13 protein-coding genes and 1 tRNA gene are annotated in these 17,006 nt (G+C 33.3%); 5 read left to right on the forward strand and 9 right to left on the reverse strand.

The features are described from left to right. Positions 1–74 precede the first annotated feature (74 nt). A complete protein-coding gene (locus PGH12_RS05615) occupies positions 75–563 on the reverse strand; it encodes an ecotin (protein WP_267597144.1) in 489 nt (162 codons plus the stop codon). A gap of 42 nt (positions 564–605) precedes the next feature. Continuing rightward, entirely contained in the window at positions 606–6,602 is a 5,997-nt protein-coding gene (locus PGH12_RS05620) for an alpha-2-macroglobulin family protein (protein ID WP_267597145.1), read from the reverse strand. A gap of 98 nt (positions 6,603–6,700) precedes the next feature. Between PGH12_RS05620 and PGH12_RS05625 the strand changes: the two genes are divergently transcribed. From PGH12_RS05625 to PGH12_RS05640, 4 genes are all read left to right on the forward strand, one after another. Further along, on the forward strand, positions 6,701–7,462 hold the full coding sequence (locus PGH12_RS05625; RefSeq protein WP_267597147.1) for a UbiA prenyltransferase family protein: 762 nt from the start codon (positions 6,701–6,703) through the stop codon (positions 7,460–7,462). 30 nt (positions 7,463–7,492) lie between these two features. Next, positions 7,493–7,804, forward strand: coding sequence for a hypothetical protein (locus PGH12_RS05630; protein WP_267597148.1), 312 nt, complete (start codon positions 7,493–7,495; stop codon positions 7,802–7,804). 287 nt (positions 7,805–8,091) lie between these two features. Next, positions 8,092–9,195: a DNA replication/repair protein RecF gene (gene recF / locus PGH12_RS05635; protein ID WP_267597149.1), complete on the forward strand. Its 1,104-nt coding sequence runs from the start codon at positions 8,092–8,094 to the stop codon at positions 9,193–9,195. Positions 9,196–9,200: 5 nt separating this feature from the next. Continuing rightward, positions 9,201–9,497 carry a hypothetical protein gene (locus tag PGH12_RS05640; protein WP_267597151.1) on the forward strand — a complete coding sequence of 99 codons (297 nt, stop codon included), beginning with the start codon at positions 9,201–9,203 and terminating at the stop codon, positions 9,495–9,497. Here the strand turns inward: PGH12_RS05640 and PGH12_RS05645 are convergent. The 3 genes from PGH12_RS05645 to PGH12_RS05655 are packed head-to-tail and all read right to left on the reverse strand — an operon-like array spanning position 9,475 to position 13,162. Next, positions 9,475–11,508, reverse strand: a complete 2,034-nt coding sequence (locus tag PGH12_RS05645; RefSeq protein WP_267597152.1) for a transporter-like protein — start codon at positions 11,506–11,508, stop codon at positions 9,475–9,477. The genes PGH12_RS05640 and PGH12_RS05645 overlap by 23 nt on opposite strands. A gap of 13 nt (positions 11,509–11,521) precedes the next feature. Beyond that, the gene (gene mtgA, locus PGH12_RS05650; RefSeq protein WP_267597153.1) at positions 11,522–12,166 is read right to left on the reverse strand and encodes a monofunctional biosynthetic peptidoglycan transglycosylase; all 645 of its coding nucleotides are present in this window, start codon (positions 12,164–12,166) and stop codon (positions 11,522–11,524) included. A gap of 39 nt (positions 12,167–12,205) precedes the next feature. Further along, positions 12,206–13,162, reverse strand: a complete 957-nt coding sequence (locus PGH12_RS05655) for an ABC transporter substrate-binding protein (RefSeq protein ID WP_324290981.1) — start codon at positions 13,160–13,162, stop codon at positions 12,206–12,208. 137 nt (positions 13,163–13,299) lie between these two features. On the opposite strand from PGH12_RS05655, the gene PGH12_RS05660 reads away from it, so the two are divergent. Beyond that, positions 13,300–13,373, forward strand: a tRNA-Arg gene (locus PGH12_RS05660). On the opposite strand, the gene PGH12_RS05665 is transcribed toward PGH12_RS05660, so the two are convergent. The 4 genes from PGH12_RS05665 to PGH12_RS05680 all read right to left on the reverse strand — a co-directional run bounded on the left by PGH12_RS05665 (position 13,339) and on the right by PGH12_RS05680 (position 16,979). Then, a complete protein-coding gene (locus tag PGH12_RS05665; protein ID WP_267597156.1) occupies positions 13,339–13,470 on the reverse strand; it encodes a hypothetical protein in 132 nt (43 codons plus the stop codon). The genes PGH12_RS05660 and PGH12_RS05665 overlap by 35 nt on opposite strands. 30 nt (positions 13,471–13,500) lie before the next feature. Continuing rightward, positions 13,501–13,782 carry a hypothetical protein gene (locus PGH12_RS05670; RefSeq protein ID WP_267597158.1) on the reverse strand — a complete coding sequence of 94 codons (282 nt, stop codon included), beginning with the start codon at positions 13,780–13,782 and terminating at the stop codon, positions 13,501–13,503. A 72-nt stretch (positions 13,783–13,854) separates the two neighbouring features. Next, positions 13,855–15,609 (reverse strand): TonB-dependent receptor, encoded by a 1,755-nt coding sequence (locus tag PGH12_RS05675; RefSeq protein WP_267597160.1) that lies wholly within the window; start codon positions 15,607–15,609, stop codon positions 13,855–13,857. An 8-nt stretch (positions 15,610–15,617) separates the two neighbouring features. Further along, complete coding sequence (locus tag PGH12_RS05680) at positions 15,618–16,979, reverse strand: PKD domain-containing protein (protein WP_267597161.1); 1,362 nt, start codon at positions 16,977–16,979, stop codon at positions 15,618–15,620. Positions 16,980–17,006 lie beyond the last annotated feature (27 nt).

Raw genomic sequence — 17,006 nt, forward strand, 5'->3', positions numbered from 1 at the left:
GATGAAAGTTTTCGGCGCAACAAAAAACTCCCCACAAAATCTGTGAGGAGCTGAATATTATAATTTTTGAGATTTTATTTCTGAACTGCTTTTTTCATTCCAACATCGGGACGTAAGACTCTGTAACGTACTTCAAAATCTTTGGGAACATAAAAAACCAGTGGCAATTTGCTGTTGTATCTCACAATTTCCGGTTGCAGAGAAACAAATTTCTTTTTCTTTTTCTGATCCGGACAACCCATCAGAGTTCCGCCTGTCTCACCGTTGGATTCCACTTCATAGTAATTGTAACCCCAACCTTGTAAATCCTGAACGTTAACTTTTCCCATCAAAAAATGTTTATTGCAATCTAGCATTTTTTCAATTCCTACAAAAAACTCGACTTTCAGATCAGATTCATTTTTCGCAATCGGCAATTGAATATAGACCTGTTTAAATCCTTCTTTAGCTTTTGGAAACATATCAATCTGAAGCTTTTCAAACTTTTCAATTTTCTTTTGCGCCGAAATATTCATGGCAACAAACAACATCAAAAATCCAGATAAAGCTTTTAAAAATTTCATATTTAAATTATTTTAAAATTACACATTCCGTAATGTCAAAAATTATTCCGCAATTATAATAGTAGTTCCCTTTGTATGAGCATTCATCTGCGGAGCATAATAATTTTGCATCGTCGTAATTCCGTTTGAGAATTTTCCAGAAGCATTCGTAACAAAATCATATTCAAATACATATTTTCCTTTAGGCATCGATTCAATATAGAAGTTGGTAGATGCGTCTTTGGTCGATTGATAATAGCCAAGATTATTTTTCCACTGGTATCCTGAAATCACGTCCAAAGGCTCAAATCCTGCCGCTCTCATGTCTTTTATATGAATAAATTCCATTGCTCTGTCGGTATTTAAAATCATTCTTACCGTTACTTTATCACCAACTTTTAATGGAGTTTCCGGTAATATCTTCTGTAATTCTTCACCGTTTACCGTTTTGACTTTTTTATACAGTTCCTTCGTAATTGAAATGTAATTTTCTGAAGATTTTATCTTATTTAAATCTTCATAATATTGCCAGAATAAACCTCCCTGAACAATTCCCGCGCCTAGTTTTGTAACGGTTACGGTTGCTAAATTTGTATCTAAAATATCAGTTTTCACCGTAGATTTTACATACCCTGTTGCCTGAGTTTGCGGTTTCAATTCTTTTCCGCCCCAAATGATGGTTGCTTTATCGCTTTGTGCTGAAGTCCAAGATTTTCCTGAATTTAAAATCGTGAAAATCACTTCTGCAGTTCCTCTGGAGCTTCCCCAAGAATTCACTTCTTTTTGCGTGATCAGCCAGATTTTCATGTCTTCAATGAATTTTTGGTCATTTGGCTTTAATTTATTGAAGACTTCCAAGGCGCCGGCATGATTCACCACTTTTGAGCTGAACCAACCCCAATCATCGAGATTCTGTTTCCAGTAAGTTCCCTGAGATTTTGAATCCACCGAAGTTTCTTTTAAATAGTTTAAAAATTTTTCTGAAACATCTTTTATACCATAATCATTCATTAATAAAGCTGTACGATGCAATCCAAAAAACGTAAAATCAGTAATCTTCGCAGTTGTCGCTTTTTGTTTAACCAAAGATTTTAAACTTGCTCCTTTTCCTTTCAGAGGATATTCTTTTTCCCAATAATTTCTGGTGTCGAGATAATCTAAACTCCAGTTATTCCAAACATTGTCTCTTTTTGCATCATAATATTTTTCAATCTCGCCATCAACATATCTTACCAAATTAGCAACTAATTCTTTCTGCTCAGAACTTTGATAGTCTTTAACATTATCTTTCAGCCAAGCATTGATTTTTCCTAAATTTTTAAGAATATAAAGTGAGGTAGAATATGAGCTCGGATATCCGGAATACCAGGAGAAGCCACCGTCTGGATTTTGAAGTTTTTTGAAATCGTCCCAATCCTGATTGATCGAATTCTTCATTGTATTGGCATCAAAAAGCAACGCTAATTTCTGCATTTGTTCTTCTTCATTTTTACTTTCCAAAACCCACGGAGTTTCTTCCAGCAACAATTGCTTCAGTTCCTGATTTTTTTCAAGATTTGAACCCAATAAACCTTTATTCTGATATTCTTCGAAAACAGTTTTCAGCTTAGGATTAGATTTAAAAATCTCAGAAGCCAATACATCTGCAAACCATTTATTAAAAATTACATCCGCAGAATTATTCTGATCATTTTTCAGACTCGGAAGCGCAAACATAATTTCCCAAATCGGGTTGGTCGTCAATTCTAACGTATTTGAAACATTCGAAATCGTTGTAGAATTAGCATTTTTAAGATTTTCGAGTTCAAAAGTTTTCGTTTCGCCTTCTTTTACAAAAATTGGCAAAGCATCTGTCACCAACATTCTGTTTGGAAGAATAGCAATTGCTTTTTGTTCTCCATCAGAATATTGACCGCCTTTGGCAATTACTTTTAAAATAATTGATGAAACGTTATTCGGAACTTTCACTTTCCACATCAAAGCAGAATTGCCATTTTCATTTAAATCAAAATTTTGAACGCTTGAAATTAAACCAAATTTTACTGAAATATCTTCATTCGTAAATGCATCAAGAATTTGCAACTGTGCAGTACCGCTTAGTTTTTTGCTTGTTAAATTTGATAATTTAGACTGCAAATTCAGCTCATCACCTTCTCTTAAAAATCTCGGATAATTCGGCGTTACCGAAAATTCTTTTTGCGTTACCACTTCTTTTTCCAATGTTGCTGCTCTTGCTTCTTTTGTATGAGCTAAAAACATTAATTTCCATTTTGTCAGAGCTTCCGGAGACGTGAATTCGAAATTGACATTTCCTTCTGCATCGGTTTTTAAATCTGGGTAGAAGAATGCTGTTTCGTTTAAGTTTTGACGGACTGGGATCTTATCTAATTCTTCTTTGGATGATTTTATATCAACCATACTATCTGCACTTTGCACAGTATTACTTGCTACAGTACTTCTTTTTGTAATTGTTTTATTATACCCTAAAACTACGACTTCTTCAATATTTTTGCCCCCAGCAGCCATTGGCGCAGGTGAGGCAATACTAGATTCTATCTCATTTGCTGTAACCATTTTTGGTTTTGGACAACCATTGTATTCTGAATAACCTGGAACGGTAGGACATGCATCATCTCTATCTAAGACACCATCACCATCGTTGTCTAGGTCTGAACCAATAATTCTCCCATCAAACCAATTAAATTGTGGAACAGATACAAATTTTCCATTATAATATTGCACTCTTCTCTGGTAATTTTTCTGAGATAAGTACTCTCTAATTTCATAAGAGCTAATAATTGAATACGGCATATACAATTTTTCCCAACCAAAAGTATTCACAGCAAACTGATCTAAAGACTTATCATACATATTGGCCAGAACTTCTGCGTTGATTTTTTCTTTGCCAGTTCCAACAACTTTCACTGTCCATTTTTCTTTAGAATTGGGTTCTAATTTATCTCTAAATGTCACCGTTTCTATTTTCAAAGGCTGTGCGGTATCTTTTATTTTTAAATCAACCGTTTCTGTCTGCACATCATTAAAAGCGACAACCTGAAACTGAACATTCAAATTGGTTACGCTTTTTTCTTTCGGAATATCAACCGTAAATTCTAAAATTCCATTTTTAAATTTTTGAACTTCAGAAATTGTTTTTCCTGAACCATCCTGCACAAAAACATTAACCAAAGCATCAGGAATTGCAGAATACACATAGATTTTTGCTTTCTCTCCTCTTGAAAATTCATCTTTAGGTTCTAAAACCGTTAAGAAAGTTTTCTGATTGGGTTTCAAAGATTTTTTATCCCAAACATTAAAATTCTGAGAAGATTTTATCGTGTCTTTTCCTTCAATATTGTACAATTCCAACATATAATCCCCAGCTTCTAATTTTCCTAAATCTAGGTTGGCTGATTGTTCTTTTTTGTCGCCAACTGGTTTCTGAGTTTTTTCAAAAACAATTGTAGACTTCCAGTTTTTCAATTCATCATTTTTATCATACAAATCGTGCGGGAATTTCTTGATAAATTCTTCTTTCGACAATTGAGGAAAATTTTGGATATCAGATTTAAAATTATTTCTGAAAATTCTCTCGGGAGACTCGAGCTTTTTTAATCTTACCTGATAAGCTTTTTTCAGATTTTGCTCGTTATAATTTTTAGTTTCAACCTTCAGCTTTACATTTTCGTCTGCGAAAATATTTTTAATATCATCAGCTTTGATGTAATGAGAAACTGAAGAAACTTTCAGATTGGTATTTGCAGTTTGTGTTTCACCGTTGATGTCGGTCGCAGAAGCACTGATTTGATAATTATCAATTTGAATACCTTCTAATTTTTCGTCTTTTTTAAGATCTAGTTTTATAATAAATTCTCCCTTTTCGTTCGTTTTTGCTTCACCTAAGATCGAATTTTCGTTATCATGGTTATTTGGATACCAAGGAAAGTATCTCCATCTTATATTCTGCTTTTTAATTTCGTAATTAACGTTGGTATTACTCAGGGCAACTCCTGAAAACATCATGGCTTTTCCTTTCAATTCGATGGTTTGTCCATATTTGTATTCATCTTTTACAGGATCAAATGTGACTTCAAATTTCGGACGTTTGTATTCTTCTACCTGAAAATATGCCACACCCAAATATTGCATATCATCATCACCTTTATTCACAGACAGAGTAAATTGTCCGTTCAATTTTCCTTTCGGTAAAATAAAACTTCCGTGATAAGAACCAAATTCATTTGTAGTAAAATCCTGTGAACTCACCTCTTCGTCGTTAGAATCTTTCAATGTAATTCTCTGTTTCAGATTAGAAATTACGTTTTCTTTTTGACCAACAGATTTAGTATTAATAGCTTTAAAATAAACCGTTTGTCCGGGTCTGTAAATCGCTCTGTCTAAAAATATCTGAGCTTTTTCCAGATTATTTACCTCGTAATTTACAGCTTCATTAGATTGATTTCCATAAACTTCCATTATCTGGAAATCATTACTTTTTTGCTGCTGAACTAAAAAAGTTCTGTAATATTCATTGTTTGTAGTGACAGGAAATTTAAAAACTCCCTTTTCATCTGTTTTTCCGTTAGCTTTATTTAAATTTTTATTCTGCACAAACTCATGGAAAGTCAAATTTTCATTATTGATTGGTTTTCCGTTTTCAGAATTCACCAATTTTAATACATTCAAAAGCTGGTTTCTGTCATTTCTAGACTGATAAATAATCTTGTGATTTGAAACTAAAAAGTAAAAATTCTGTCTCGATTCCATATCTTTCCCATCTACTCCTGCAACCGCGTATTCTGCAACATAAATTCCTGAAGGCAGCGGCTTTATTTCAAGCGAAGTTTTGTGAAGCTGATAATCTTTCGTATCAGCCAAATTAAAAGTTTCTGTTTTCAACAAACTCTTTTTAACCTTTGAAAAAGCATTGTTATACGGATTTTTAGCATATTGAATGAAAGATAAAAGATCATCTTTTACTACATAAATCTTCACAGAAAATTGTGAAACGTTTTTATATTCTGCAACCAAGTGAATAGGAAGATTCGGTTGAGTTTGCTCTTCGTATTTTATGGCTAAATAAGGATTAATGATCTGATTATCTTTATTTTTAATATTGTTAAGAAAAGAAGATTTCGGATATTCATTCTTGGCCTGATTTCCGATTGCTAAAGCCTCACTTTTTTTATTTTTTAAAATCAGTTCATTCATGACCTCTTCCATTACAAGAACTTTGTAATCGCCGTCAGTATTTGATTTCACTAAATTCTGAAGTTGCTCAAATTTATCTTTACATTGCGTAAACTGGCAGTTTTCAGATATTTTCTGATGCATGAAGTACAACTTAGAATTTCCTGAACTCTCACTAATTAACTCATCAAAAACACCATTGATTAGAGTTCTGTTTTCTATTAATTCATTTTTGGTAAACAATTCGTTATTAGATAAAAAATTCACTTTTCGAAGCGAATACCAATCAAGCAAGGTCGGGAAATAAGCTGCATCATTTGTATTTGAAAAAGCATCTTTATATTTTGCAAAAGAGATTTTTTTCATCTCAGCTTTTTGGCGATCCAGATCTTTAAAATTTTTACTCAAATAATTTTTAAAATCAAGTTTACTCCATGTTTCAATTTGCGAAATATCCTGAGAATTCATATTCGTTCTGCCATCAATTTCCCAAGAATGCTCATTATAATAATCGAACATAAAGCCAGATAACAATACTTTATAAACCAAAAGATCATCACCCTTCAAATTCTTTTCCGCATTTTGCAGCTTCGCAAAAAACTTTGAAACAGAATCATTTTTATCATCATCGGTTGTCTGATTTACAATACTGAATTCTAATTTGAGAGAGCGAATGAGCTGAAGTGCATTATTTTCTTTCATGGCTTGTTTTTGTATTTCCAGAATAACAGGAAGGTTGGATTTGAATGTCCCTTTCTTGCTGTTTTCTTCTATTTTCTTCCATTGCTGGTCGTAATAATTTTGCGAAAATGCCACCGAGAAATTAACGAGCATCAGTAGAAGGAATAAAAACTTAGGAAATTTTTTCATATTTAAATGTTTTTCTATTAACGGAGAATATTGAATCTTTATTTAAAATTGTTTACGCTGGCTTTGTTATAAAGAATCATAAATGTTATTTTTGATCAATGAATTTCTTAAAAGTACTGAAAAAATATGTCATAGACAGCCAACTTTACGTATCCTTAATGGGAACGCTTTTTTCGGTATTTTTCATGGAGGAGCAAAACACATTCCGTTTTCCAACTATATGTCTGATATTCATTACTTATTTCAGCGGTTACCTCTACACGAAATATCAAAATACGCGACATTTTTACAAAATTTTTATCTTAAATATATTTGCAGGACTTATTTCTGCAGTTTTAATTATTCTTAATCATAATGAAATACGTCTCCTGAAATGGTTTATTATTGTCGTTTTAGGCTTATTGTACAACAGCTTTTTTCTTGAAAATTACATCCGTAAAATTCCTTTTCTGAAGGTTTTTTATGTAGGATTGGTTTGGGCTTTGGTCAATTGCTGGCTGACTTTACCTCAATTTAACCTTCCTATTTTTTTGATCAGTTTTTTTTTCATCACAGCTTTGGTTCTGCCATTCGATATACGTGATATGAAAAGCGATACCGTCGAAACTTTTCCAAAATTGATCGGAATTCAAAACACGAAATATATTGCTTATATATTGGTTTTTGTTTCGTGCATTTTATCTGTTTTTTATCTGGATGTTCTGTTTTCTGTCGGCTATTTTTTAACCACAATTTTTACCTTTATTTTAATTTATTTTTCTGAAAATAAAAGAAGTGACTCCTATTATTCTTTTTGGGTAGAATCTTGCTCGGGTTTGCCCTTATTGTTTCTTTGGTTTCTCAATTATTTTGTGAAATGAAATTTTTATCTTTACTGAAAATTTGAAGTCATGGAAAATATTAATGATATTAAAATAAAGCTGATTCAAAAAGTTTGCGAGTTGGAAAATTATTATCTGTTATCTTCTTTTCTGAAAAATTTAGAAAATCAGTCAAAAGATATTGTGAGTGAGCAAGATCTGCTCTACAAAAGTGAAAAACCTTTGACGGATGAAGAGGTGGAAGAATATTTTAAAGAAGATGAAATCGTTTTACCTGATTATGTAATGAAAATGATTGAGCGAGGAATGAATGATATAAAAAACGGAAGAGTTTATACGGAAGAAGAGATAGATAAAATGGATGAAGAATGGTTAAAATAAAAATCGAATGGTCTCATTTTGCAAAACAACAGAGAGATGAAATTTTTATATATTGGAACAACAGAAACAAAAGCACAGTTTACTCAAAAAAACTAAAAAGTATAATTAAGGAGAAAACAAATCAATTAAAAACCACTTTCAGGCAAAAAAACTTCTGAAGAAAATATCCGAATTTTAGTTCTCAAGAATTATAGCTTGTTTTATACAATTACACCAGAAACTATTTACATCATTTCATTTTGGGAAAATCATCAAAATCCTGAAAAATTAAACACCATTTTAGGATTATGATCATTAAAAAACTCACCCTTTACAATTTTAAAAACCATTCTGAGAAAAAGTTTGAGTTTTCACCGCAGATCAATTGTTTCGTAGGAAACAACGGTGCCGGAAAAACCAACATTCTTGATGCTTTGCACTATCTCTCTGTAGGGAAAAGTTTTTTGGGAAATACCGACATCAATAACATCAAAACAGACGAAGATTTTTTCACAATCGATGCTGAAATTCAAAACGAAGACAGCGAAGACAGTATCAAAATTTCGCAGCCGAAAGAAGCCAAGAAAATCATTAAAAAAAATGATAAAAGCTATGATAGAATGGCAGATCACATCGGTTATTTGCCAAGCGTGATGATTTCTCCGTACGATTCGAATCTTATCTCAGATTCGGGAGAAAGTCGTAGGAAATTTCTTGATTCGATGATTTCTCAGACTGATTCCGGTTACCTTTTTGATCTCATTCAATACCAAAAAACGATTCAGCAGAGAAATGCTTTACTGAAATATTTCGCAAAAAACCGAGTTTGGGATAAAGATTCTCTGGAAATTTATGACGATCCTATTACAAAATCCGGAACCAAAATTTTTGTAAAAAGAAAGGAATTTGTTGAAAAACTGAATCCGATTGTTCAGAATTTTTACGAGATAATCTCTGGCGGAAAAGAAACAGTTTCTGTAATTTATGAATCTCATCTATTGGAAAGCTTCGATGTTGCTCAGCCAGAAAAGAAGTTTCGTGATCTTTTAACAGAAAGTTTAGAGCGCGACAGAATGCTTACCTACACTTCAAAAGGAATTCATAAAGATGATTTGCTTTTTGAGATGGATTCTGTTCTCATTAAAAAAATAGGTTCGCAAGGACAGCAGAAATCGTTTTTAATTTCATTAAAACTCGCTCAGATGAGTTTGGTGAAAGAACTTACCGGAAAAACTCCGATTCTTTTGCTTGATGATATTTTTGATAAATTGGATGATACTCGTGTTGCTCAGTTGATCAAATTGGTTAATCAGGAGAATTTCGGACAGATTTTTATTACAGATACTCACAGAGAACGTACGGAAAGTGTGGTGAAGAAAATAAATGAAGAAAGTATAATTTTTGAGATTTAAAAGTAATGAAACGGAATAAAAAACGCGAATTTCAATCTTCTGAACTTGTGAAATCTTTTGCGAGAATTTATGGTTTTGAAGATAAGCTGTTGGCTTTCGAAATTAAAGATTTTCTTGGAGAATATCTTGATGAAAGCTTATATAACGAAATCGAAAGCGTAAATATTGCTGATAAAATAATTACTATAAAAATCGATTCTCCTTTACTGAAAAATGATTTCCAGATGCGAAAAAGCTTCTATCTCAAGAAGTTTCAGGAGAAATTTGGAGAAGAAAAATTTACTGATCTTCAGATTTTGTAGGAATTGTCTTTTTTACCATATCCGAGGTTTTAAAGTCAAAACTTGAACGCAACGGAATAAAAAATTTCAGCGGATTTTTGATAAAATACCTGAAAATCTCTTTATAAATCTCACTAACCTCGCCAAAATTCAGTTTTCTGGATCTAAATGCCAAAAACATCGATAAGCTAAAACTTACCAAAAAGTTGAAAAATCCGATAATAAAAACGGTTAAAAGTGCAATCCAGAATGTGTAAGAATCTACGCTAAAATCTTTACCATACAATCCTAAAGCAAAATTTCCTGCGGCAAATGTAATGTGACGAATGTCTAGATCTAAACCAAAAAACAAACCTATCGGCGCCGTTGCACCCAGGAAAACACCAAACCAAAAATTTGAAATGATACCGGCCCAATTCTTCGCATAATAAACTGAAAGTCTGTTCGCAAATTTAGCTCCGAAAACCCTTTTAATTGATTGGTTTTTCGCAATTCTGTCCGGAATCTGAAAAAACACCGAGTTATTACCAATATTTCCTGAGATAATCCCGGAGATAAATAGATAAAATCCCGCAATACTTGCGTGGAGAATCGCCTTAGAGTTAAAGGGATCTAAATCTTTCAGTAATTTCTCAGATCTTTCAACCGCTAAATTTTGTGAGAAAAAAACATCCAAACCATAAATAATTGCTAATGCCACCGGAAAAGCCAGCAATACATTCCCAACAAAAGCTATAAACTGGCTCCTGAACAGTTTTGAGACAAGATCTGCAAATTCTGTATTATTTCTTTTCGTATTTCCCTGTTCAGAAAGTACCTTAGTCATTGTTGCAGCCGTCATTGCAGGCTGTTTTGTAGCAAGTGTAAATCCCATGAGATAGATCATCACAAATCCCATTGCATAATTTAACGAATATAAAAATGCATGGTAAAAATCACTTCCCGGCATGAAACCATACAACATTTTCAGCACACACAAAGCACCAACAATGATTCCTCCGCCGCTTGCTTTCATAAACATTTTCATGTACTGCTTGCGGTTTGAGGTAATGTAATGACTGCCCGTTTCCGCTGTATGATTAGTGATGAGATGGGAAATCATTCTCGTACTGTCGTTGAAAAGCTCAGAAATATTATTTTTATGAGATTTGTAACTTAATACATTAAACATCAACTGTTTAGACTTAATAATAACATCGGCGTTGCTATCTATAATCAGCAATTGAGCGATTTCAGAAATTCTTTGTGTCTGCTGACGTATTTTGATCAGCGACTGATTGATCTTCCCAGATATACCGTATTTTGAGGAATTCTTGAACGCAATATTCACAAAGTCAAGACATTGACTGATATAAATTTTTATTTGCTTGTATCTGCTGTCTTTGGAATGTAGTTGTATTTCCGGATTTACTTTAAACTCTTCTGCTAAAGCTTCAAGCTCATTCTGTAAAGCCAAAAAAGGATTATCGAAATTTCTGTACTCAGGCGCCATTCTTACGACCTCAACTTCGAGAGCCATCCCTGTAACACGCCAAGAAAGAATATTCATAGAAAAGATAAGCTCTCTTTTTACCTTTTTTTTCTGAATAAAATCTGAGATACCGAGAACATCAAAAAACTCATTCATCTCATTTTCCGGTAGATTATGCAGATATTCCAAATCTTTTTTGGGTCTGAAACTGATGTTATCTACCATATACCAAACCGTTTTTTCATGCTCTACGGGCGGTAATATTTTATTTAAAATCCGTTTTTTTAATTCAGGAAAAAAGGCGTTTTCTGATAAAATATTGGCCTCGGTAAGCGATAAATTGAAAGGCCGGTCTTCAAAAATGTTGTGAATATAGTATTTGAAATGGTCAGCAAGATTAGGATTTGCCTTAAAGCAATTGAGAACATCAGTAAAATCTGCTTTCTTAATGGCTTCCAGAAACTCAGCAAAAGGCTCCAGAGAAAGCGTTTCGTTCTTAAAAGAAAAGTATTTTTTAAGAACAGCTTCAAAATTTTTTGTACTTGTACTGAGAAATTTCATTGGTACAAAGATACTACTTCAAAGTTACATTTCTCATTTGTCGTACGATCCAATTATGTTTCTTTCTCAAGTAAGAAGAAGGATTTTTTGGATCGTATTTTTTAGGGTTGGGCAATACAGCTGCAATCCACGCTGCTTCTGAAGTATTTAGGTCTTTTGAAGATTTTCCAAAATAATATTGTGAAGCAGCTTCTATACCAAAAACTCCCTGCCCCATCTCAATAGAATTTAGATATCTCTCAAGAATAATGTCTTTACTCCAGACTTTTTCGATGATAAAAGTATACATTGCTTCAAGCCCCTTCCTAATCCAGCTTCTTCCCTGCCAAAGAAAAACATTTTTTGCGGTCTGTTGCGAAATCGTGCTTCCACCTCTCAGCTTTTTCCCTTTTTCATTGTTTTTCATCGCTTTTTCGATCGCAGTATAATCAAAACCATTGTGGTTAAAAAACTTTTGATCTTCGGAAGCTATTACCGCTTTTTTTACATTATTTCCCATTTCATCGTAAGAAATGTAATCGCGACTGAGTTTACCATACTCAAACAGTCCGCCAATTTGCGTAATCGTGATGGGCGGATTAAAAAATCTTCCCCAGATGATGAATACTACGTTCAAAATAAGAACGATGAAAATAAGTTGTTTTATTTTTTTCCACATAAACTAAAAACTTCTGCAAAAATAAAAAATTCCTGCGAGCTATTGTAATTCTTTCAGATAAGTGAGCTTATAATCCTGCAAAAGCTCCGGATGAAAGATTTTTATATAATCTTTAAGAATAAGATCTGATCGCACCACTCCGCTTTCAAAAAAATCATTGGCTTTTTGCCGCTCTTTCTCTGTAACGCCGTAGATTTTTCCATTTTTAAAAACTTCAAGTTTTCCATAATATGGGTTGATATTCAGCAATTCCTGTTTAGAACGATGATTTCCTGCGTTGATCCAGTATTTTGTCTCCATAGATTTCGAATAAACTTCTTCAAAACTCATCGTAACTGCCTTATCTTCCATGTTATCTTTTAGAATATAATCGGCGTTTGCATCTGCGATATAGTTAGCTGTAAAAGTTTTTCCGCCAGGAAGATACCACACGTCTCCATACATTTCGTTAGCTAAAACTTTTGGCCGCGACTGTGATTTTAGTGCTAATTGCTTTAATTCTTGATAATTTTTTTTAATCTCAGCATATTTTTTTTCCGCTATATCAACTTTTCCGAATAGTTTCCCGAAAAGCTTGATGTATGCAGTTTTCTCTAAAGGCTTTTGCTCAAGATATTCATCGAGAAAAATAACCTGTATTCCATTATTTTTTAGAAGTTGGTAAGTATTTTCAAAACTTGCTATATAATTTGTAAAAACAGCATCTGGCTTAAGTGAAATAATTTTCTCAACATCGTATTTTTGGTCGTTTCCTACAGTTTCAATTTTTCCGTTTTTAATCAATTTTTTAATTTTTTCAGAATAGATATATTCCGGACTTGCAACTCCCATTATTGAGTTTTCTGCTTCTATTTCAGACATGTATCCTAGCAAACTGGAATTGAGAAAAATAACTTTCTTAAAAGGAATTTGATTTGTAGTAAAAACATATTTAAATTTACCTGACTCAAAATGAAAGTTTCGCCCTTCTACTTTATAATTAAGCTTTGAAGACAAAGAAACAACATCATTTTGCGATTTTTTTTGTTCTTGTTTACAGCAGATTACCGCTAGAAATGCAATAATTATTAAAAATTTCAGTTTCATCTTTCAAAGAAACTAAAAAAGTCTTATATTTGCAAACCCTTAAACAAGGCCTCGTGGCGCAACTGAATAGCGCATCTGATTACGGCTCAGAAGGTTACAGGTTTGAATCCTGTCGAGGTCACAAGACCGACATTTGAAGTTTTTACTCTCTTATGTCGGTTTTTTTTATTTCCTAATCCATTGTTATACTGATAGATACATTGAGCAACGATGTTCATTTTGGTGTTTGAAAACTTTTCCCGTCAAATTCAACTTTTTGAGGAAATATCAAAACACCCTATCGTTCTTATTGTTAGCAGGTCACCCTGCTGGTAAAGGTTTACAAGATTTTCCATTGAATCAAAGGTGTTCTCTATTTTTGTTCTGATATCAAGTTCTTTGCTTTCCGAGACGATCTGCTGTATATCCAATTCTAGCTTTTCAATCTGTGATTTTGAAATTCTTTCAAAATCTTCAACCAAATATTTCGATATTTCTTCGGTTATGGGTACAACCAAAAAATGGCGCCAACTAAAGACAGTTGGCGCCATTTTGTTTTAAAATATTTTGATAATTAGGAAATTAAAAAATTTAGCAACGATATTAAGTAAGTGGTTTGCCTATTAAAAATTATAATTATACCCTAATGTACAAGTCATCTCATTGAGATTTGGATTTTCAATGGCCTGGTCTGTATTTCTGAACAATTGGATAAAGTTCAGATTAAAATTATGCTTTTTCCAAGGCATATAATTGGCACCCAATCTAAAATTCATCACGTTAATATTAGAAGTCGTACTTCCTGAATGATTATAAGATGCTCCAAAATTAGTTTTTAGCTTTTCATCCTTCAATAAAGATTTGGTCACATTTATACCTGGTCCCCAAATTGTAGAAGTTTGTGATGCGGCATAAGTGTGGGTGAAATTAAATGATGTGGCAATGTTCATTTTCCTTTCAGGAAAACCTAAATTGTAATTCACATTGGCATTATGAAATCGCGAAAGTCCTCCCCTTCTTACAATCCCATTTTCTCTATTGACCATATCATTCAATGAATAAGTAAAGTTGATATTCTGTACTTTTTCTTTGGTGCTGGAAAGGATATAATTCACATTAATATTGGTGTTCTGTGAAATCTGCTTATAATCTATCGAATCTTTAGGTTGTTGAATGAGCAAAGGATTATTATTAACAGTGTTGAACTGGTTTAACTGGTTGCTGGTAAACATCGTAAAGTTGGAATAACTTGCGGTAATCATTAGTTTATCCGAAGCTTTCAGATTGGCATTCACTGCACCCACCCAACGACTGGTCTGCTTTGCTTTTTTATTATCCAGATTATCTCTTTGTCTTCCGATGTTTGCAGAAAGAGCCAATCGATCTTTCAGCATTGTGAAAGAAGAATTAAGCGTGATGTTTTCCAGATCATTATTAAAATAATAGGCTCCTAATGTTCTGTATCCTGGATCAATTTTTTCATATCTAACGCCTACCATTCCTTTTTTAAGTTTGAGATTGACTCCTCCATTATAAGCAGAATAGTTTTCCATAGAAGAATTGGGCGAAAGAAATTTAGAAGCAATTCCTTTTTTTATAGCACCGTTTGGTGTAGCTCTCAAATCATTTATGACAGAAGTATTGGCGTATTCTCCAAATGCCTCAAGATTTTTATCTAATTTAAAACTTCCTGTCATTGAAAGCACCAAGTTTTCCTGTGGCAAAATTCCTTTTGCATCAGGTGCGGTCTTCAAAGAACCTACATCATCTTTTGCATAGAATCCAATCAGTCCTAATTTATACCTCTCTTTTTCCCATTTCAGATGAGCACCATACCCAATTCTTTTGTAGGCGGGAATTGTATTGGGATTTCCGTCATCTTCTACAGCTTTGTTGAGCCTTCCAGTCATTAAGGCAACTTTCAAAGGTATTTTGGGTGTCAGCTCCAAACCGGCTCCGGTAAATAGTAACCCATTAAATGTATATGGTGAAAAGGTCATATTAGCATCTCCAATATAGACTTTTACCCATTTATATTTTGGAGCAATACTAATCCGGTTAAATTTAAAGGGAACCTGATATCCTAATTGGCTGCCTTGATTTGTTAAACTATAAGAAATAGGCATTGACCATTTGTAGAGACCAAGATTAAGATTTCCATTGAGAAAATAAGTAAATGGAGCTCTTCCACTATACACATTTGAGCTGTAAAAAACAGAATTTGCTGAAATTCCTCCACTAATTTTAAAGGGATTTTTTTTCAATTCTTCCATCGTTTTTTTTCCTAAATTTTCCAAATTTACTTCTTGAGCTTTGTAGAACGTAAATGTTGAAATCAGCAGTGATAATGCTAAACTTTTGCTATAGATCTTCTTCATAAAAAGCATTATGGTTGTTTCTGAACTTTAATATCAACAAGTATATATGAGCCTGTTCCTGCCGATACAAAATCTGTGATTTTTATTGCTCCTTTTCTGCCATCCTCCGTTTTAAACAAAACCACTCTTGGAACAACCGTATTGTTAAATGGTGTTTTTCCTGTATTAGTTTCATTCACATTAATGGAATTAAAATCACTTCCTACATTAATAGCATTGAACCCTGAAATCGAAAGCTGTGCTCCCACCAATTCTTGCGAGTTGATGACTTTACTGTGGGTTGCATTTGGAATTGAAGAAAACGCCGTATTCTGTACTTCATCCGGAGATACAAATTGGTTGTAGTTAAATGAAGAGTTAAGCCCGAAAAATCCAAAATCTATTTTAGAACCATTTGCAGGAGTAACATCTCCTTGTTTAATAACTGTGCCTAAATAGGAAGAAAAGAAGCACCCAATCGTAGAGTGAGCAGTACTGATTCCCAATTTTACATTGCTAAAAGAAAGCAAATTGGTATTCGGCTGTATGGTAACCTGTTTTTGAAGTATTTTCGTTTCTTTATCGTTGGTAGCTTTCAAAATAATGGTATATGTTCCGGCAGCACTGAAATTAATATCAGGATTGGTTACCGTGGATAAAGAAGGCGTTGCTCCTACTATTTCCCATTCATATGTATATGCATTAGTAGACAAGTTATTTAGATGCAGCAATAGCGGTGCTTCGTAGTCATTGTCAATAGGATCTACACTCCAGTTAAAATCAACGGTCATTGCAGGTTGTATCGTTACCGTTTTTTGGGTAGAGTAGGTTTCCAGCCCATTTGAAATAGTCAACTTGATAATATGATCTCCAGGAGTTGTAAATACTACACTTGGATTTTGAACATTAGAAGTAGCAGGATTTCCCCCATCAAATTCCCATAAATATTGGGTCGCTCCCAATGATTTATCTACCATCTGCAAAGTGACCGGAGAAATATCACTTCCCTGCATCTGCCATTCAAAATCAACTTTCATAGAAGCATCTGCTTTCACCTCTATTATTTTTTCTTCTTCATTACCGTCTTTGTTGGAGGCTTTTAGTTTTATTTTATACACTCCCGCTGCTGCATATGTAATTGGCTGGGGATTTTTTTCTGTGGAACTCGTTACAGTTGAGCCATCAAATGACCATTCGTAAGTATCGGCTCCTGTAGATTTGTTAGTAATTTCTACTTTTACAGGTACGGAATAGTCATTGTTAACCACTTTTATAGTGAAATCGGCCTTTACCGGAATTCCTTCTTCAATTGCACATCCATTGAACGTGATAGCGAGAATCACTAAAAGAACTACAGAATATATTGTTTTTAAAATTTTATGAAAATTCATAGATTGCATTTTGTCTTTAATCATCAA

It is taken from the genome of Chryseobacterium sp. CY350 (genome assembly GCF_027945075.1).
Classification (GTDB): Bacteria; Bacteroidota; Bacteroidia; order Flavobacteriales; family Weeksellaceae; genus Chryseobacterium.